This window comes from Serratia sp. KG1D (assembly GCF_037150675.1).
GTDB lineage: Bacteria > Pseudomonadota > Gammaproteobacteria > Enterobacterales > Enterobacteriaceae > Serratia > Serratia nematodiphila.
Genome location: NZ_JBAGIH010000001.1, coordinates 1,958,330 through 1,976,706 on the forward strand (window position 1 = coordinate 1,958,330; position 18,377 = coordinate 1,976,706).

16 protein-coding genes, 2 tRNA genes and 3 other RNA genes are annotated in these 18,377 nt (G+C 55.8%); 12 read left to right on the top strand and 9 right to left on the bottom strand.

Annotated elements, in window-relative coordinates:
• The first annotated feature begins 120 nt into the window (after window positions 1–120).
• On the top strand, window positions 121–2,793 hold the full coding sequence (gene adhE, locus WFM45_RS09505; RefSeq protein ID WP_033632874.1) for a bifunctional acetaldehyde-CoA/alcohol dehydrogenase: 2,673 nt from the start codon (window positions 121–123) through the stop codon (window positions 2,791–2,793).
• A 119-nt stretch (window positions 2,794–2,912) separates the two neighbouring features.
• On the opposite strand, the gene WFM45_RS09510 is transcribed toward adhE, so the two are convergent.
• Window positions 2,913–3,497 carry a thymidine kinase gene (locus WFM45_RS09510; RefSeq protein ID WP_015378091.1) on the bottom strand — a complete coding sequence of 195 codons (585 nt, stop codon included), beginning with the start codon at window positions 3,495–3,497 and terminating at the stop codon, window positions 2,913–2,915.
• 700 nt (window positions 3,498–4,197) lie between these two features.
• Between WFM45_RS09510 and hns the strand changes: the two genes are divergently transcribed.
• Window positions 4,198–4,605, top strand: coding sequence for a histone-like nucleoid-structuring protein H-NS (gene hns, locus WFM45_RS09515; RefSeq protein WP_004932170.1), 408 nt, complete (start codon window positions 4,198–4,200; stop codon window positions 4,603–4,605).
• A gap of 186 nt (window positions 4,606–4,791) precedes the next feature.
• On the opposite strand, the gene WFM45_RS09520 is transcribed toward hns, so the two are convergent.
• From WFM45_RS09520 to rssA, 5 genes are all read right to left on the bottom strand, one after another.
• Window positions 4,792–5,802, bottom strand: a complete 1,011-nt coding sequence (locus tag WFM45_RS09520) for an NAD-dependent epimerase (RefSeq protein WP_049240803.1) — start codon at window positions 5,800–5,802, stop codon at window positions 4,792–4,794.
• Window positions 5,803–5,811: 9 nt separating this feature from the next.
• Window positions 5,812–7,155, bottom strand: a complete 1,344-nt coding sequence (locus tag WFM45_RS09525) for a UDP-glucose dehydrogenase family protein (protein ID WP_004932175.1) — start codon at window positions 7,153–7,155, stop codon at window positions 5,812–5,814.
• Between the two features lie 40 nt (window positions 7,156–7,195).
• A complete protein-coding gene (gene galU, locus WFM45_RS09530) occupies window positions 7,196–8,113 on the bottom strand; it encodes a UTP--glucose-1-phosphate uridylyltransferase GalU (protein WP_033632873.1) in 918 nt (305 codons plus the stop codon).
• A 213-nt stretch (window positions 8,114–8,326) separates the two neighbouring features.
• Complete coding sequence (gene rssB / locus WFM45_RS09535) at window positions 8,327–9,340, bottom strand: two-component system response regulator RssB (RefSeq protein ID WP_004932178.1); 1,014 nt, start codon at window positions 9,338–9,340, stop codon at window positions 8,327–8,329.
• A gap of 103 nt (window positions 9,341–9,443) precedes the next feature.
• A complete protein-coding gene (rssA, locus tag WFM45_RS09540; protein WP_336955329.1) occupies window positions 9,444–10,346 on the bottom strand; it encodes a patatin-like phospholipase RssA in 903 nt (300 codons plus the stop codon).
• A gap of 118 nt (window positions 10,347–10,464) precedes the next feature.
• Here rssA and WFM45_RS09545 point away from each other — a divergent pair, with 118 nt between their 5' ends.
• From WFM45_RS09545 to WFM45_RS09590, 10 genes are all read left to right on the top strand, one after another.
• Window positions 10,465–10,929: a YchJ family protein gene (locus WFM45_RS09545; protein ID WP_016927486.1), complete on the top strand. Its 465-nt coding sequence runs from the start codon at window positions 10,465–10,467 to the stop codon at window positions 10,927–10,929.
• Between the two features lie 68 nt (window positions 10,930–10,997).
• Window positions 10,998–11,846 (top strand): formyltetrahydrofolate deformylase, encoded by an 849-nt coding sequence (gene purU, locus WFM45_RS09550; RefSeq protein WP_004932187.1) that lies wholly within the window; start codon window positions 10,998–11,000, stop codon window positions 11,844–11,846.
• A 175-nt stretch (window positions 11,847–12,021) separates the two neighbouring features.
• A tRNA-Tyr gene (locus WFM45_RS09555) sits at window positions 12,022–12,106 on the top strand.
• 189 nt (window positions 12,107–12,295) lie between these two features.
• A tRNA-Tyr gene (locus WFM45_RS09560) sits at window positions 12,296–12,380 on the top strand.
• Between the two features lie 47 nt (window positions 12,381–12,427).
• Window positions 12,428–12,555, top strand: a non-coding RNA gene (locus WFM45_RS09565) — RtT sRNA.
• A gap of 47 nt (window positions 12,556–12,602) precedes the next feature.
• Window positions 12,603–12,730: non-coding RNA, RtT sRNA (locus tag WFM45_RS09570), on the top strand.
• A gap of 48 nt (window positions 12,731–12,778) precedes the next feature.
• Window positions 12,779–12,906, top strand: a non-coding RNA gene (locus tag WFM45_RS09575) — RtT sRNA.
• 191 nt (window positions 12,907–13,097) lie between these two features.
• The gene (locus WFM45_RS09580) at window positions 13,098–13,670 is read left to right on the top strand and encodes a TIGR00730 family Rossman fold protein (protein WP_004932190.1); all 573 of its coding nucleotides are present in this window, start codon (window positions 13,098–13,100) and stop codon (window positions 13,668–13,670) included.
• Window positions 13,671–13,771: 101 nt separating this feature from the next.
• Entirely contained in the window at window positions 13,772–14,578 is an 807-nt protein-coding gene (xthA, locus tag WFM45_RS09585; protein WP_004932192.1) for an exodeoxyribonuclease III, read from the top strand.
• A gap of 44 nt (window positions 14,579–14,622) precedes the next feature.
• Window positions 14,623–15,024: a pyrimidine (deoxy)nucleoside triphosphate diphosphatase gene (locus tag WFM45_RS09590; protein WP_242141674.1), complete on the top strand. Its 402-nt coding sequence runs from the start codon at window positions 14,623–14,625 to the stop codon at window positions 15,022–15,024.
• Window positions 15,025–15,045: 21 nt separating this feature from the next.
• On the opposite strand, the gene WFM45_RS09595 is transcribed toward WFM45_RS09590, so the two are convergent.
• Genes WFM45_RS09595 through mnmH form a run of 3 tightly spaced genes read right to left on the bottom strand, consistent with a single transcriptional unit; the run spans window position 15,046 to window position 18,373 of the window.
• Window positions 15,046–15,342, bottom strand: a complete 297-nt coding sequence (locus WFM45_RS09595) for a YnjH family protein (RefSeq protein WP_033632870.1) — start codon at window positions 15,340–15,342, stop codon at window positions 15,046–15,048.
• Window positions 15,339–17,264, bottom strand: a complete 1,926-nt coding sequence (locus WFM45_RS09600) for a DNA topoisomerase III (protein ID WP_004932196.1) — start codon at window positions 17,262–17,264, stop codon at window positions 15,339–15,341. The genes WFM45_RS09595 and WFM45_RS09600 overlap by 4 nt, the downstream gene beginning before the upstream one ends.
• On the bottom strand, window positions 17,264–18,373 hold the full coding sequence (gene mnmH, locus WFM45_RS09605; protein WP_048325023.1) for a tRNA 2-selenouridine(34) synthase MnmH: 1,110 nt from the start codon (window positions 18,371–18,373) through the stop codon (window positions 17,264–17,266). The genes WFM45_RS09600 and mnmH overlap by 1 nt, the downstream gene beginning before the upstream one ends.
• Between the last annotated feature and the right edge of the window lie 4 nt (window positions 18,374–18,377).

Genomic DNA, 18,377 nt, shown 5'->3' on the forward strand with positions numbered 1-18,377 from the left:
TGCGAAGAAATAACGCGGGAACCCCCCGGTATTCGAATCACCGTCTATTCCCGTTATGACTATACTAGTGGCTCGCACGGCTTATTTACTGAAAGAGTTTAACATTATCAGGAGAGCATTATGGCTGTAACGAATGTCGCTGAACTGAACGAGCTTGTCGCACGTGTCAAAAAAGCCCAGCGCGAATATGCCAACTTCACTCAAGAGCAAGTGGATAAAATCTTCCGCGCTGCCGCCCTCGCCGCTGCTGATGCCCGTATCCCGTTGGCCAAAATGGCCGTGGAAGAATCCGGAATGGGTATCGTCGAAGACAAAGTGATCAAAAACCACTTCGCTTCCGAGTACATCTACAACGCCTATAAAGATGAAAAAACCTGTGGCATCCTGTCTGAAGATGACACTTTCGGTACCATCACCATCGCCGAACCTATCGGCCTGATTTGCGGTATCGTTCCTACCACCAACCCAACTTCTACCGCGATCTTCAAAGCGCTGATCAGCCTGAAAACCCGCAACGGCATCATCTTCTCGCCGCACCCGCGTGCGAAGAATGCCACCAATAAAGCCGCCGATATCGTGCTGCAAGCCGCTATCGCCGCCGGCGCGCCGAAAGACATCATCGGTTGGATCGACCAACCTACCGTCGAGCTGTCCAACCAGCTGATGCACCACCCTGACATCAACCTGATCCTGGCCACCGGTGGCCCGGGCATGGTGAAAGCCGCCTACAGCTCCGGCAAACCCGCCATCGGCGTCGGCGCCGGTAATACGCCGGTCGTGGTAGACGAAACCGCAGACATTAAGCGCGTGGTCGCCTCTATCCTGATGTCCAAAACCTTCGACAGCGGCGTTATCTGCGCTTCCGAACAGTCGGTCATCGTCGTTGACGCTATCTATGATGCGGTACGCGAACGCTTCGCTTCCCACGGCGGCTATCTGCTGCAGGGTAAAGAACTGAAAGCGGTGCAGGACATCATCCTGAAAAACGGCGGTCTGAATGCGGCCATCGTCGGGCAATCCGCACCGAAAATCGCCGAAATGGCAGGCATCAAAGTGCCGGCCAACACCAAAGTGCTGATCGGTGAAGTGAAGCTGGTCGACGAGTCCGAACCTTTCGCACATGAAAAACTGTCGCCTACCCTGGCGATGTACCGTGCCAAAGACTTCGAAGACGCCGTCGCCAAAGCCGAAAAACTGGTCGCCATGGGCGGTATCGGCCACACCTCCTGCCTGTACACCGACCAGGATAACCAAACGGCTCGCATCGCCTACTTCGGCGATAAAATGAAAACGGCTCGCATCCTGATCAACACCCCGGCTTCTCAGGGCGGTATCGGCGACCTGTACAACTTCAAACTCGCGCCTTCGCTGACGCTGGGTTGCGGTTCCTGGGGTGGCAACTCCATCTCTGAAAACGTCGGACCTAAACACCTGATCAACAAGAAAACTGTAGCGAAGCGAGCAGAAAACATGTTGTGGCACAAACTTCCGAAATCGATCTACTTCCGCCGTGGCTCGCTGCCTATCGCGCTGGAAGAAGTGGCGACCGACGGGGCGAAACGCGCCTTCATCGTGACCGACCGTTTCCTGTTCAACAACGGCTATGCTGACCAGATCACCAAGGTTCTGAAGTCTCACGGCATCGAAACCGAAGTGTTCTTCGAAGTGGAAGCCGATCCGACGCTGAGCATCGTGCGTAAAGGCGCCGAGCAGATGAACTCCTTCAAACCGGACGTCATCATCGCGCTGGGCGGCGGTTCGCCGATGGACGCCGCGAAAATCATGTGGGTGCTGTACGAACATCCTGAAACCCACTTCGAGGATCTGGCGCTGCGCTTCATGGACATCCGCAAGCGTATCTACAAATTCCCGAAAATGGGCGTGAAAGCGAAAATGATCGCCATCACCACAACCTCAGGCACCGGTTCGGAAGTCACGCCGTTCGCGGTCGTGACCGACGACGCCACCGGGCAGAAATACCCGCTGGCCGACTATGCGCTGACCCCGGACATGGCGATTGTCGACGCCAACCTGGTGATGAACATGCCGAAATCCCTGTGCGCCTTCGGTGGCCTGGATGCGGTGACCCACGCGCTGGAAGCCTACGTCTCGGTGCTGGCGAACGAATACTCCGACGGCCAGGCGCTACAGGCGCTGAAACTGTTGAAAGAGTATCTGCCAGCCAGTTACAAAGAAGGCGCGAAAAACCCGGTTGCCCGTGAACGCGTGCACAACGCCGCCACCATCGCCGGTATCGCTTTCGCCAACGCCTTCCTCGGGGTTTGTCACTCCATGGCGCACAAACTGGGTTCGGAGTTCCACATTCCGCACGGCCTGGCCAACGCGATGCTGATTTCCAACGTCATTCGCTACAACGCGAACGACAACCCGACCAAGCAGACGGCCTTCAGCCAGTACGACCGCCCTCAGGCGCGCCGCCGCTACGCTGAAATCGCCGACCACCTCGGTCTGAGCGCACCGGGCGACCGCACCGCGCAGAAGATTGAGAAACTGCTGGCCTGGCTGGACGAGCTGAAAACCGAGTTGGGCATCCCAACCTCCATCCGTGAGGCGGGTGTGCAGGAGGCGGACTTCCTGGCGAAAGTCGACAAGCTGTCGGAAGACGCGTTCGACGACCAATGCACCGGCGCCAACCCGCGCTATCCGCTGATTGCCGAACTGAAGCAAATCATGCTGGATACCTTCTACGGCCGCGAATTCAGCGAAGCAGTCGAAGAGGAAGCGGCAGCTCCGGCTGCAGCCAAAGCCGCGGTAAAGAAGCCCAAGAAATAACGGTTTCGTGAACCGATAAAAAAACCCGCCAAACGGCGGGTTTTTTATTGCGCCGGAGGCGCTGCATTTCGACTCACGCCGCCAAAACGCCTCAGCGGGCTTTGGCGGCGTTTTCTCCCCTACTCCAGGGAGTGAATCGCCTCTTTATAATGCTTGCGGCAGACGGAGACATAGCTCTCGTTACCGCCAATCACCACCTGCTCACCGGCGTGCATCGCCTGGCCGTTTTCATCCAACCGCAACACCATATTGGCTTTGCGCCCGCAGTGACAGATGGTTTTCAATTCCACCAGCTTATCGGCCCAGGCCAGCAAATATTGGCTGCCGGTAAACAGCTCACCGAGAAAATCGGTACGCAGGCCGTAGCACAATACGGGAATGTCCAGTTGGTCCACCACATCGCACAATTGCTCAACCTGCGCCTTGGTCAGGAACTGGCTTTCATCCAGCAGTACACAATGCACCGGCTGCTGTTGATGCTCTTGCTGAATCATGGCGTACAGCATCGAGTCGTTGTTATAGAGCTGGGCCTGCGAGGATAAACCGATGCGCGAGCTGACCTTACCTACGCCAAAGCGGTGATCGATCTCCGCAGTGAACACCAGCGTGCGCATACCACGTTCTTGATAGTTATATGAAGACTGTAGCAGCGCGGTGGACTTGCCGGCATTCATCGCAGAGTAATAAAAATAAAGTTGAGCCATGGCCCCGCAACTCCGATGGTATAAGAAATATTCAAATGTCGATTAGGACGGTAAGTGTACCATAAGCCGCCCCCCAGGCTCAGCCCAAAGCGAACGAATATTGCGTTCGCCGTAATAATGCGCTTTCAAGCGAAACATATCGTTCTGTCGGCCCGTTCTTTTTACAGCTATTTACAGGATAATGTATGCCTGTCATCACTATTAATTCTTGCTAATGGTTAACCGCGATCATTTGCCCATTAATGCATAATCACCCTTTCGCCGCGGCGGGTGCCGCAACCGCAACGGCGCGCCAGTCTATTATACACGGGGCCAATACAGGGCATTTAATCACCTCCGCTGTCCCCGAGGTTTCCTGACGCAATCTTTACCTATATACCCCTATTGTTTACAATGTCTGCCTTGCCATGACGTGATTAAGCCCACAGAACCCATTGTAATATTGATATAAATTACGGCGATAACTTATCGATGAAAGCCTTGCGACACGCGCCTTTTAAAGCATGCCTGCTGAAATTTTGACTTAAGTGCGACAAGGGTAATAGTTAACAGCCCTTCCTATATTAGTCGGACAGATCCGATTAACGGTTTTTTAAAAGGTAAATTTGAGTATTCAAGTCAATTTGGCTATTGCAGAAAAGAAAATAGCGCTCTATTATTATCGAGACGCCCCCCACCAATATAATTTGAGACTAGGACAATGAGCGAAGCATTAAAGATTTTGAACAACATCCGCACTCTGCGCGCCCAGGCAAGAGAATGCACACTGGAAACGCTGGAAGAAATGCTCGAGAAACTGGAAGTTGTTGTGAACGAACGTCGCGAAGAAGACAGCCAGGCTCAAGCAGAAATCGAAGAACGCACCCGTAAACTGCAGCAATACCGCGAAATGCTGATTGCTGACGGTATCGATCCGAATGAACTGCTGCAAACCATGGCTGCCAACAAGGCTGCCGGTAAAGCAAAACGCGCAGCACGTCCTGCTAAATACCAATATAAAGACGAAAACGGCGAATTGAAAACCTGGACCGGCCAAGGCCGTACTCCAGCGGTGATTAAGAAAGCTATCGAAGAGCAAGGTAAATCTCTGGACGATTTCCTGCTGTAATAGCGATTCGGCCCGTATCTGAAAGGCTCCCTGCGGGGGGCCTTTTCATTTTAAAGCTTATCGCCGCGATCCTGCCTCATCCCTTTCCTTTTAGTAAATATCCTAATTCGCATTTTGTTCCTTGCATGAGGTTCACGCGATAAAAAAGGGCCCTAAGGCCCCTTTGTCGCATATACCCTCGTTCAATTATTGAACCTGGTAGAATGCCTTATACCAATCAACAAAGCGCTTCACACCCTCTTCAACGCTGGTTTCCGGCTTAAAACCAATGTCACGATAAAGCTCCGCGGTATCCGCGCTGGTATCCATCACGTCGCCAGGTTGCATTGGCAGCATATTCTTGCGGGCAGTTACCCCCAAAGCCTGCTCCAACGCCGTGATATATTCCATCAGTTTAACGGGGGTGTTATTGCCGATATTATAAACATGATACGGCGCAGAACTGGTCGCCGGCGATCCCTGTTCAACGGTCCATGACGGATCTGCCTGCGGAATAACCGCCTGCAGCCGCACAATCGCCTCGGTGATATCATCAATGTAAGTAAAGTCACGGTGCATTTCACCGTGGTTATATACATCGATGCTCTCCCCCGCCAATATGGCCTTGGTAAACTTGAACAGCGCCATATCCGGACGCCCCCAGGGACCATATACGGTAAAGAAGCGTAGCCCCGTCGTCGGGAGACCGTATAAATGAGCGTAACTGTGTGACATCAGCTCATTGGCTTTTTTGGTTGCCGCATACAGTGACACAGGGTGGTCGACAGAATCTTCGGTAGCAAACGGCAACTTGCGATTGAGGCCATAAACAGAGCTGGAGGAAGCGTAAAGTAAATGCTCGACCTTATTATGACGGCAGCCTTCCAGAACGTTCAAATGACCGATCAGGTTAGCGTCCGCATAAGCCAACGGGTTGACCAGCGAATAACGCACGCCGGCTTGGGCACCCAAATGAATGACTCGTTGGAACTGATGCTCGGCGAACAATGTCGCCATGCCTTCACGATCGGCCAAATCCAACTTGATGAAGCGGAATCCCGGCTTATCCGCCAGTCTGTCCAGACGGGCCATTTTCAGGCCCACGTCATAATAGTCATTCAGGTTATCGATGCCGACAACCTGATGCCCGGCGGTCAACAAACGCTCTGCAACGTGATAACCAATAAACCCTGCGGCGCCTGTAACCAGGAATTTCATGCCCACTCCTTAAATAACCGGTTTAATCGAGGCACCGCGGCCAATCGCATAGTAGGTAAAGCCGCGATTCGCCAAACGCTCAGGATCATACAGGTTACGTCCATCGAAGATCACCGGCTGCTTCAACGCGCCCTTGATCACATCAAAGTCCGGCGCGCGGAAATTCTGCCATTCGGTACAGATCACCAGAGCATCGGCGCCGTGCAACGCAGCCTCTTTGGTACCCATCAGCTTCAAGTCGTCGCGCTGGCCATAGATGCGCTGAACTTCGTTCATCGCTTCCGGATCGTAGGCCTGAACGGTGGCGCCGGCAGCCCACAGCTGCTCCATCAGCACACGGCTGGACGCTTCACGCATGTCATCGGTATTCGGCTTGAACGCCAGACCCCACAGTGCGAAGGTTTTGCCCTTCAAATCGCTGCCGAAATAGTCTTTGATAAAGCTGTTCAGCTTGTCTTTTTGTTGGTAGTTGACCTGCTCTACCGCCTGCAACAGCTTCGGTTGGTAACCGATCTGCTCCGCCGTGCGGATCAGCGCCTGAACATCTTTCGGGAAGCAAGAACCACCGTAGCCACAGCCAGGATAGATGAAGTGATAACCGATGCGTGAATCGGAACCGATGCCCTGACGCACTTTCTCGATGTCCGCGCCCAACATTTCCGCCAGGTTGGACATTTCGTTCATAAAGCTGATTTTGGTCGCCAGCATGCAGTTGGCGGCATATTTGGTCAGCTCCGCGCTGCGGATATCCATCATGATCATACGATCGTGATTGCGGTTAAACGGCTCGTACAGCTCGCGAATAGGCTCGATCACCTCTTTATTATCGGTGCCGATCACGATGCGCTCAGGGCGCATGCAGTCAGCCACCGCAGCGCCTTCCTTCAGGAATTCAGGGTTGGACACCACGTCGAATGGCACGTTGCTGCCGCGTTTTGCCAGCGTTTCCGCCATCACTTGACGCACTTTGTCCGCCGTACCGACCGGCACGGTAGATTTGTCGATCACCACTTTGCGATCGGTCATGTGCTCGGCGATGGTGCGCGCCACCGCGGTGACATATTTCAGATCGGCGGAACCGTCTTCATCCGGCGGCGTACCGACGGCGATAAACTGGATATTCCCGTGCGCCACACCCGCTTTGGCATCGGTGGTGAAATGCAGGCGCCCAGCCTCATAGTTTTGCTGTACCAGCGGCGTCAGGCCCGGTTCAAAAATCGGGATATTCCCTTTTTTCAGGTTCTCGACTTTTCGTTCGTCAACATCGATGCACATAACGTCATGGCCAACTTCAGCCAGCACGGCGGCCTGTACCAGCCCCACATAACCAATACCAAAAACTGTTACTTTCATGTGAAAATCCTAGTTTTTCAAATTAAGACGAAAGATCAAATTACTTCTTGTCAGCGGCAACAACCTGTTGCAGCCACTGAGAAAACTCTTTGCCCAGGCTGGCATGACGCATGCCGTACTCCACGAAGGCCTGCATGTAACCCAGCTTGTTACCGCAATCATGGCTCACGCCTTTCAGGTGATACGCTTCCACCGTTTCCTGCCGCATCAGCATTTCGATGCTGTCAGTCAGCTGAATTTCATCGCCGGCGCCTGGAGGCGTTTTCGCCAACAGCGGCCAAATATCGGCGGACAACACATAACGACCGACAATCGCCAGGTTGGAAGGGGCTTTATCCGGTGACGGTTTCTCAACCACGCTGACCATCGGCGCGCTTTCGCCCGGTTGCAAATCAACGCCCTTACAGTCGGCTACGCCGTAGTTTCCGACATCCTTATGCGGCACGGGTTCAACCATGATCTGGCTGACGCCGGTGGCTTCGAAGCGCTGCAGCATTTCGTGCAGGTTGTCTTTTTTCGGATCGGCGCTGTATTCGTCGAGGATCACGTCCGGAAGCACCACCGCGACCGGTTCATCGCCCACCATCGGGTAGGCACACATAATCGCGTGCCCCAGGCCTTTGGCATTACCCTGACGAACCTGCATCACGGTAACGCCTTTCGGGCAGATCGACTGCACTTCGTCCAGCAATTGGCGCTTGACGCGTTTTTCCAGCATCGCTTCGAGTTCGAAACTGGTATCAAAATGGTTTTCGATCGAGTTCTTGGAGGAGTGGGTGACCAGCACAATCTCGTTAATCCCCGCCGCAATGCACTCATTGACGACGTATTGGATCAGAGGTTTATCAACCAGCGGCAGCATTTCTTTCGGAATGGCTTTGGTGGCCGGCAACATCCGCGTACCCAAGCCTGCAACCGGGATCACGGCTTTTCTGACTTTGCGATTTACAGCAGGCATTATTTCCTCTCTTAAAGCTAAAGCGCTCATTTTATGAGCTTGGGCTCGATATAAAAAAACCTTCGGAGTATACCAGCTTATGCGCGCCGAGCATTAACCAGAACACAAATAGAAAACATTTAGGACTATTACCCGTTCGGATAATCCGGAGAATAAATAAACGGTTTAATTACAGATAAGTAAATAGCTTAAGATCGCGCCGATCGCTGCCTGCTATTCAGCGCTGAGCATCAGTCGCAATCGGCCACCGCTGCCCCATACCTGACATTGCCAGGCGGTACAACGCTGGCTGATCTGATTCATGTAGGTAGCCCCCAGCGTCCCCAGTGGCACGCCGTTGCTCAGCTGGATTTGATTGTCACCGGTATTGACGTTGGCATGCAGCCCGGCGGAAACCAGAATCAGGTTTTTATTTTCGGCGTGATAATATCCCAACAACAGAGGGAATTGACCGTCTAATTTCCCCTGCCGCAATAATTGATTAACCTGCTTTAACAATGCCGACATTTGCGGCAAACGATGCTGTTGATTAGCCAGATGGTCCTGCAGCAGCCCATTAAATAATGCGCGCAACAGCAATGCCGCCAATACGCCATTATCGCCGGCGCGCGTGACGTCCAGGCAATAGAATGCCAGGTCCTTTTCTGACAAGGCGGCGATATCCAGCACCAGGCCGGGATTTTCGCCGGTGGTTAACTGCCGATAGTTGATCCGGCAATGCGCAATGGTCTGTTGTACCGGCGGCTGCAGTTGCTTAAGCAGTTTGACGGCTTCGGAAGGATTTTTGCTCAATGCATCCCAATCCTGAAACAGTTCAACCTCTTCAATCGCCTGGGAAGTGAACATATTGGGGTATAAGCACGCCAGCACCGCTTCACGCAGGCGATTGAGATCGGTCAGCGGCTTGAGCAGCACATCCTGCACGCCCAACCGCAGCACCTTGGCGATGTCCGCCATCTTGTCGGTGGCCGAGATCACCAGCACCGGGATCTGCAGCCCCTGCAAACGCAGGTGTTCAACGAATTCGATACCGCCCATTTCCGGCATCGCGAGATCGCACAGAATCAGATCCGGCTTGAAGTCATCGACGGCACTCAGCGCCTGTAAACCGTTGGTCGCCTCGCCGGTTTCAGCGCCCAGCGAGGTCAGATAACCGACCAGCACGGAACGAAAAACCTGTTCGTCCTCAACGATCAAGATGCGCTTGTGAGTGAGTGGTAATGCCATCAGCCGAGCCTCGTCCCTTTCCATAGTGTAATAGTGGCTCAAAAAGGTCACTTATGCTCGTCTGAAACAGACCAACTGCGCATTGCCAACCAAGAACCGAGAATTATCTATTTTTTATCAACGGCAACAACCGATCCAGTTGTTTTTCAACCGCCAGCAACCCCGCCTCGATCGCTTCATCGGCGCGGTGAAAATCCAGCGTTGAGATTTGCGGGCAAAAAGGCTGGATCAAGACATCCGGCGGATCGCTCGCCATCCGGTTGCGCTTCAGGCGATTTTCCAGCATTTGAATCGATGTGCTCATAATCTCCATCGCCGTCGGCGCCGTCGCCGGTTTGCGCTTGCGCATTCTGCCGACGCGTTCCCGCAGACGCCCGCGCCAGGTAGCCGCAGGCGCATCGTCCGGGCCTTCTTCCTCGATACGTATCGAGAACAGATCCTGCTGCATCAGGTGCGCGTCATGCTGCAGATCGACCGCAATGACGATATCGGCGCCCATGGCGCGGCAAAGCGACACCGGCACCGGATTGACCACCGCGCCATCCACCAGCCAATAGCCGTCGGCCCATACCGGCGCCAACAGGCCGGGCATGCTGCAGGAGGCGCGTATCGCCTGATGAATATCGCCTTCGGTCAGCCACAGCTCACGCCCGGTACTGAGATTGGTCGTCACGGCACCGAACTTCAACGCACAATCGGCGATATCATTGATCTTCAGCAGCTGTCCGACGGCGTTAAACACCCGCTCGCCGCGCAACAGGCCGCCGCGCTGCCAGGAAAAATCCATCAGGCGAATCACGTCCCAATAGCTGAACGATCGCACCCACTGCTCCATCGCCGGCAGGCGATGGCTGGCGAACGCGGCGCCCACCAACGCGCCGACAGAGCAGCCGGCAACGATATCGACCTCAATCCTCAGCTTCTTTAACGCATTGATCACGCCGATGTGCGCCCAGCCTTTAGCCGAGCCCGCTCCCAGCGCCAGTCCGATCTTGATTTGCCGCATCGCGTCATCCTCTCGGTAAACGGTGTTCTCTGCTTTCAGGGTAGATTGTCACTGACGAATATTGTTAGGTAACATATGCGCTAAATTCATTTTCAGCCTCGTTTTCTCAGGAGTTATTTTGCCCGAATCATGCCCATGCGGCAGCGGACTGGCGTATAACGCGTGCTGCGCCCCTTTTATCAGCGGCAGTCAGCCGGCGCCGACGCCCGGCCAACTGATGCGTTCACGCTTCACCGCCTACGTGAATCATAACGTCGACTATCTGATCGCCACCTGGCACCCCGACTGCGGCGCCGAAGCGTGGCGCAATGCCATCGTCGACAGTTTTAAGAATACCGAGTGGCTGGGCCTGACGATCGTGGAAGAGAAAGCCGGTCATGAGCCGGATGAAGGCTTCGTCGAATTCATCGCCCGTTTCACCGATGGCGAAAGCGGCGAGCCGCAGGCGATGCATGAGCGCTCGCGCTTCCTTCGTCGCGATCAACGTTGGTATTATATCGACGGCACCAAACCCCAGCCCGGCCGAAATGCGATGTGTCCCTGTGGCTCAGGGAAAAAATACAAGAAGTGCTGCGGGCGCTAACCGGCCGGCGCTTCACGTTTACGCCTGCGCAGACAGGCCGTTCAGTATCAGACAGGATCCTCAAACCCATGCCACACCAAAATGTACAACGGAAAGTGTTACGCACCATCTGCCCGGACGCCAAAGGGCTGATCGCCAAGATCACCAACATCTGTTACAAGCACGAACTCAATATCGTCCAGAACAATGAGTTCGTCGATCACCGCACCGGGCGTTTCTTCATGCGCACCGAACTGGAAGGCATTTTCAACGACAACACGCTGCTGGCCGATCTGGACAGCGCGCTGCCGGAAGGTTCGCTGCGTGAACTGCACAGCACCGGACGTCGGCGCATCGTGGTGCTGGTCACCAAAGAGGCGCACTGCCTGGGCGATCTGTTGATGAAAAGCGCCTATGGCGGCCTCGACGTTGAGATCGCCGCCGTAATCGGCAACCACGACACGCTGCAAACGCTGGTGGAGCGTTTCGATATTCCTTTCCATCTGGTGAGCCACGAAGGCTTGACGCGCGAACAGCACGACCGCGAAATGACGGCCAAGATCGATCAATATCAGCCGGATTACGTGGTGCTGGCCAAATATATGCGCGTGCTGACCCCGGCCTTCGTGCAACATTATCCGAATCAGGTAATTAACATTCACCATTCGTTCCTGCCGGCGTTTATCGGCGCACGGCCTTATCACCAGGCCTACGAGCGCGGGGTAAAAATCATCGGCGCCACCGCCCATTACGTTAACGACAATCTCGACGAAGGCCCGATCATCATGCAGGACGTGATCCACGTCGATCACACCTATTCTGCCGAGGATATGATGCGCGCCGGCCGCGACGTGGAGAAAAACGTGCTCAGCCGCGCCCTGTATCAGGTGCTGGCGCAGCGCGTCTTCGTCTACGGCAACCGCACCGTTATTCTGTAATCGTTCAATAAATCGGTGCATTTCGTTCAGGGATGCACCGCCAAGAATAAAAAAACGGCAAACGATTCATTTTCTGCATTTCAATACTTTACACATCCGCTTCATTTGATATGATGCGCCCCGCTTACCGAGACAGCGCTCTCGCAAGCAAGGCCAGTTAAGTAGCCATGTATATGGTGGGGTTCCCGAGCGGCCAAAGGGAGCAGACTGTAAATCTGCCGTCACTGACTTCGAAGGTTCGAATCCTTCCCCCACCACCATCTTCTCTTTGTTGATGAACTTGAAGCGAAAGCTGAAATATCATTAAACGTCAAGGGGGAGGATGAGAAGCTTCGACAAGGTTCGAGCCGAGCGTAGCGAGACAACGCGCTTTAGCGCGGTAATCCTTAGAAGTGCACAATAGGAATTTAGCCGATTCCTTAAAAAATCAGCAAATCCATGAATACCATGGTGGGGTTCCCGAGCGGCCAAAGGGAGCAGACTGTAAATCTGCCGTCACTGACTTCGAAGGTTCGAATCCTTCCCCCACCACCATCCCTTGCAAAAAATCCCCGAGCCTAATTAAAACACATCACTTCCATAATGTTCCGCATTGGGGAAGGATGAGAAGCTTCGACCAAGGTTCGAGTCTCACGCAGTGAGACAACGCGCTTCAGCGCGGCCCGCAGGGTGAGTCGCGCAGCGACGAATCATCCTTCCCCCACCACCATCCCTTGCAAAAAATCCCCGAGCCTAATTAAAACACATCACTTCCATAATGTTCCGCATTGGGGAAGGATGAGAAGCTTCGACCAAGGTTCGAGTCTCACGCAGTGAGACAACGCGCTTCAGCGCGGCCCGCAGGGTGAGTCGCGCAGCGACGAATCATCCTTCCCCCACCACCATCTCTTGTAGAAAATCCCCGAACTTAATTAAAAGCACATCACTTCCATCATGTTCCGCATTGGGGAAGGATGAGAAGCTTCGACCAAGGTTCGAGTCTCACGCAGTGAGACAACGCGCTTCAGCGCGGCCCGCAGGGTAAGTCGCGCAGCGACGAATCATCCTTCCCCCACCATCATCCCTTGCAGAAAATTCCAACCCTACTTAAAACACGTTGCATCCAATGTTCTCGTATCAATAAATCAAGTTATCTCCCCTTATCGCCGCTTTCACCTTGATGTTTTATCTCCGCTCTCCCAGCCGTAACTTGAACTCCGGCCGACAATTCGCTATACCACTGGCTTCTTTAGTGCAGTAAGGAACAGGTGGATGCGAAACAATATTTGCGTTTTTTGTGGCGCCAGCGAAGGCGTCAATCCCGCTTATGCCGAGCAGGCTCGTCAACTGGGGCAACTGCTGGCCGCACAGGGGCGCCGTTTAATCTATGGCGGCGGCAAAAAAGGATTGATGGGGATCGTGGCGGACGCGGTGTTGGCCGCAGGCGGTGAAGCAGTCGGCATTATCCCCGAGCGCCTGGTTGAAGCGGAAACGGCGCATCGCGGCCTGACTGAATTGGAAGTGGTGCCAGACATGCATACGCGCAAAGCCCGTATGGCGGCGCTGGCGGACAGTTTTATCGCCCTGCCCGGCGGCATCGGCACGCTGGAAGAGCTGTTTGAAATCTGGACCTGGGGGCAAATCGGCTATCACAACAAGCCGGTCGGCCTGCTGAACGTCAACGGATTCTACCGCCCGCTGAGCCAGTTCCTCGAGCACGTCGCCGATCAGGGCTTTATGCGTCACGACTATCTCGGCACCCTGCACATCAGCGAATCGGCACAGACGCTGCTGCAACAGTTTGACGACTATCAACCTAAAAATTACGACCGCTGGGCGAAATAAACCCGCTGCGCAGTCAGCGGTCATGCCGCTGTCTGCGTTACATTTCCCGCCAAACTCTGCTACTATCACAGCACATTTTTCTCGTGAAAACGGCACCGCTCATGAAGTTTGTCTCTTTTAATATCAATGGACTGCGCGCGCGTCCGCATCAGCTGGCGGCAATTATCGAACAGCACCAGCCCGACGTGATCGGTCTGCAGGAAACCAAAGTTCACGATGACATGTTCCCATTGGAAGAAGTCAGCCAGCATGGCTATCACGTGTTCTATCACGGGCAAAAAGGCCATTACGGCGTGGCGCTGCTGACCAAAGCGGAGCCCCTGGCCGTGCGCCGCGGTTTCCCAACCGATGAAGAAGACGCGCAGCGTCGCATCATCATGGCCGATCTGGCTACGCCACAGGGCACGCTGACGGTGATCAACGGCTACTTCCCGCAAGGTGAAAGCCGCGACCATCCGATCAAATTCCCGGCTAAAACACGCTTTTATCAGGATCTGCAAAACTACCTGGAGCAGCAGCTGTCGGCGGAATCCCCGGTGCTGATCATGGGCGACATGAATATCAGCCCGAGTGATTACGATATCGGCATCGGCGAAGACAACCGCAAACGCTGGCTGCGCACCGGCAAGTGCTCCTTCCTGCCGGAAGAGCGCGAATGGATGGATCGCCTGCTGAACTGGGGCCTGGTGGATACCTATCGCCACGCCAATCCGGGGCGCAACGACGAGTTTTCATGGTTCGACTACCGCTCCAAAGGGTTCGACGACAACCGCGGCCTGCGTATCGATCTGCTGCTGGCCAGCACCCCGCTGGCTTCGCGCTGCATCGCCACCGGCATTGATTACCAAACCCGCGGCATGGAGAAACCTTCCGACCATGCGCCGGTCTGGGCGGAATTCACGCTGTAACCCCATCCCCCCGGCGCTCGCCGGGGTTTTATTCTGTGAAGCCAATGAAAATTATCGACGTAGTAGCCGCCATTCTGGAACAAAATGGGCGTATTTTGCTGGCCCAGCGCGGCGCAGGCAGCGATCAAGCCGGCCTGTGGGAGTTTCCCGGCGGCAAGGTTGAAACCGGCGAAAGCCAGCCGGAGGCGCTGACGCGCGAGCTGGATGAAGAATTGGGGATTAGCGCCCGTATCGGCAACTATGTGGGCAGCAATCAGTGGCGGCAAGGCGAACGCATCATCCGACTGCATGCCTGGCGAGTCGCGGAGTTCTCCGGTGAACTGCAACAGCGCTGCCATTCGGAGCTGGTCTGGGTCACGCCGCAACAGGCGCAGGAATACCCCCTGGCGCCCGCTGACGTTCCACTGCTGGCGGATTATCTCGCCGCGCAAGGCGAGGCGCGCTGAGCGCGGTGACAGGTTACATCGTCACTTCTTTAATCGTACCCAAATCAAGGGGTTGGTGCCGATAGTATTAGGCTCACGCACGCACTGCAGCACTTCCCCTTCGACTTTGAGCACCGCCCCCTCGGAATAGTTCTGATTCTGGTAGACGCAACAACGGCTGCAGGGCTGCGCCGGCGGCGGATTGTCGCCGCTTTTGGCCGCGCCCCAGATCTCCGGCGAAACCGGTAGCACCACGTCCACATCGCCGCGATTGGCGGCGGCCAGGCCGGAAAACATCAGGGCCGCGGCAGCCAATACACCAGTGAGTCCACGCTTCATTCACTCTTCTCCTGCGCCTTGCCGGCGCTTTTCCTGCGTTTTTTGCCTCCGCTGGAGGGCGGCGGCGGCAATCCACGAAACGCCATGCTCGCCCGGCTCTGCTTGGCCTGATAAATCAGCTCTTGCAGCGTGCCGACCAACGGCTGCATAAAGTCCTGATAGCGGCAGGATTTCTCGCTGATTTGCGTCAGCGTGGCTTCCCAGTTGGCCGTCATATCAGGGCGTGCAGCAAGATCCGGCAGCGAGTGAATCAATGCGCGCCCGGTTTCGCTGGAGTGAATATAGCGTCCCTTCTTGTACAGAAACGCCCGCTTGAACAGCAATTCTATGATCCCCGCTCGCGTCGCTTCCGTACCTAAACCATCGGTCGCCCGCAGGATTTTCTTTAGCGCTTTATCTTGTACGAACCGCGCGATGCCGGTCATGGCCGACAACAGGCTGGCGTCAGTAAACGGCCGCGGCGGCTGCGTCTGGCGCTCCACCACTTCACCGCGCTCGCACAACAGCTCATCATCTTTAGCCACCACCGGCAGCGGCGCACCTTCGTTCTCCTCGTCACGCTCCTTGCTGCCCAGCAGCGTACGCCAGCCGGCTTCCGCCAGGAATCGCGCCTTGGCGATAAATTTGCCGCCGGCGATATCCAGCTCGATCACACATTTGCGGAATACCGCATCCGGACAGAACTGCATCAGATACTGGCGCGCCACCAGCCCATACACGTTCCGCTCATCCTGCGTCAGATTAATCTTGCCGGCACGGGCGGTGGGAATGATGGCGTGGTGCGCGTCGACCTTTTTATCGTCCCAGCAACGGTTGCGGCGATCGCTGTCGATCACCGGCTGCGGATACAGCTCGGGCTGGTGCACGCTGATGGCGTTCAGCACCGCGTGGCGGCCGGCGAAATGCTCTTCCGGCAGGTAGCGACAGTCGGAACGCGGATAGGTAATCAACTTGTGGGTTTCGTACAGCCGCTGGCAAACGTCCAGCACCTGTTGCGCGCTGAGGTTATAACGCCGTGCCGCTTCGATTTGCAGCGTGGAGAGCGAAAACGGCAGCGGCGCGGTATCCGATTCCCGTTTATCGTTATAAGACGTGACCAGAGCCGGCTGGCCTTCAATGCGCTTGACCACATGCTCCGCCAACGGCCGGTGCAGCAAACGCCCCTCTTCGTCCTGATAAGGCTCACAGGACTCACTGGGCTGCCACAGCGCCACGAAGCGTTCTTCTTTCGGCGTGACGATGTGCGCCTTGACCTCAAAGAAGTCTTTTGGCACGAAGTTTTCGATCTCTTCATCACGCCGTACCACCAATCCGAGCACCGGCGTCTGCACCCTGCCTACCGACAGCACGCCGTCGTAACCGGCGTTGCGGCCCAGCAGCGTGTAGGCGCGGGTCATATTGATGCCGTACAACCAGTCGGCGCGCGAACGCGCCAGCGCAGACACGCACAACGGAATGAAATCACGGTTGTCGCGCAGGCGTTCAACCGCGCGCTCCACCGCCTGCGGGTTGAGATCGTTGATCAGACAGCGGCGCACGTTCTGGCGCTTTTCCGCCGTCAAATCCAGGTAGTCCAGCACCTCATCCACCAGCAGTTGCCCTTCGCGATCCGGGTCGCCGGCGTGAACCACTTCATCGGCTTCGAGCAGCAACTTTTTAATGGCGTTGAGCTGTTTGCTGACCGAAGGCCGCGGCTGCAACCGCCATTTTTCGGGAATTATCGGCAGGTCTGCCAACGACCAGCGCGCATAGCGGCTGTCATAGGCGTCAGGCTGAGCCTGCTCCAACAGGTGGCCGACGCACCAGGTCACCACGTCGTTGTTGCCACAGGCGATATAACCGTCGCCGCGGCGATGCGGCTTGGGCAAGACGTCGGCAATGGCGCGCGCCAAACTCGGTTTCTCGGCTATGAACAGTCGCATTAATCACCGTTTTTCTGGCTGAACGTCATCAAGAATTCTCTTACTTCTGCATAGTTCCCACGGAAGACGATCCGCTGGGCTTTCTTTTCCAACTGATAGCAATACATCGGATCGTAGTACTGCTGCAACAAGGGCGCCAACCACTCGCGGTGCGCGTCACCCTGGCCGCTGAGACGCTGTGCCCGCAACGCCGCTTCCAGCCGCTGCGTCAGCTGCTGGAAGCGCTCCAGGCCCAACCGGCGGCGAATGGCGAACAGGCCATGATGCAGATAGTCGTCGTACTGCCGCCAGCCTTCTTCCACGCCATAGGCCTGTTCGAACTGTTCGCGCATCCCGTCGATATATTCGGCCTGCAGGCGTGCCAGGCGAATATCAAACGGATCGTCGATCACCGCCACCGGCGCCTGCTGCATGCCGTTGAACAACGGCAACGGCAGATTGTTGCTGCCGATGATCCGCCCTTCGTCTTCCAGCACCCAACGGCGGCTGCCACCATGCTGTTTTTTCAGCAATAACACAGCCAGACGATTCTCAAAATCGATCTGTGAGCTTTGCCCCGCCAGCGTTCGGCCAAAAGATGAACCGCGATGGCGCGCCGCGCCTTCCAGATCGACGCCGTCAGCCAGTTCGTTGACCAGCAGCGTCTTGCCGCTGCCGGTATTGCCGCCCACCAGGGCCATCGGCAATGCCGCGCTTTGCGCCAACACGCCGAGCAGATAATTGCGCAGCGCCTTATAACCGCCAGTAATACGCGGGTACTCGACGCCGGCCTCATGCAGCCATTGCTGCACCAGCTGTGAGCGCAGCCCGCCACGGAAGCAGTAAATATAACCTTCGGGTCGCTGCGCACAGGCCGCCAGCCAGGCGGCGGTGCGCTGTTCCCGCAGTTTGCCGTTCACCAGGCTGTGGCCGAGCGCAATCGCCGCTTGCTGACCATGCTGCTTATAGCAAGTGCCCACCGCCTGCCGCTCGCTGTCGACCATCAGCGGCAGGTTCACAGCCTGAGCGAAGGCGCCTTGCTGAAACTCGATCGGCGCACGCACGTCAATCAGCGGCACGTCCTGCAGAAAAATGCGTTGATAATCGGCGCTGTCCGGCCTGCCTTGCATCTTG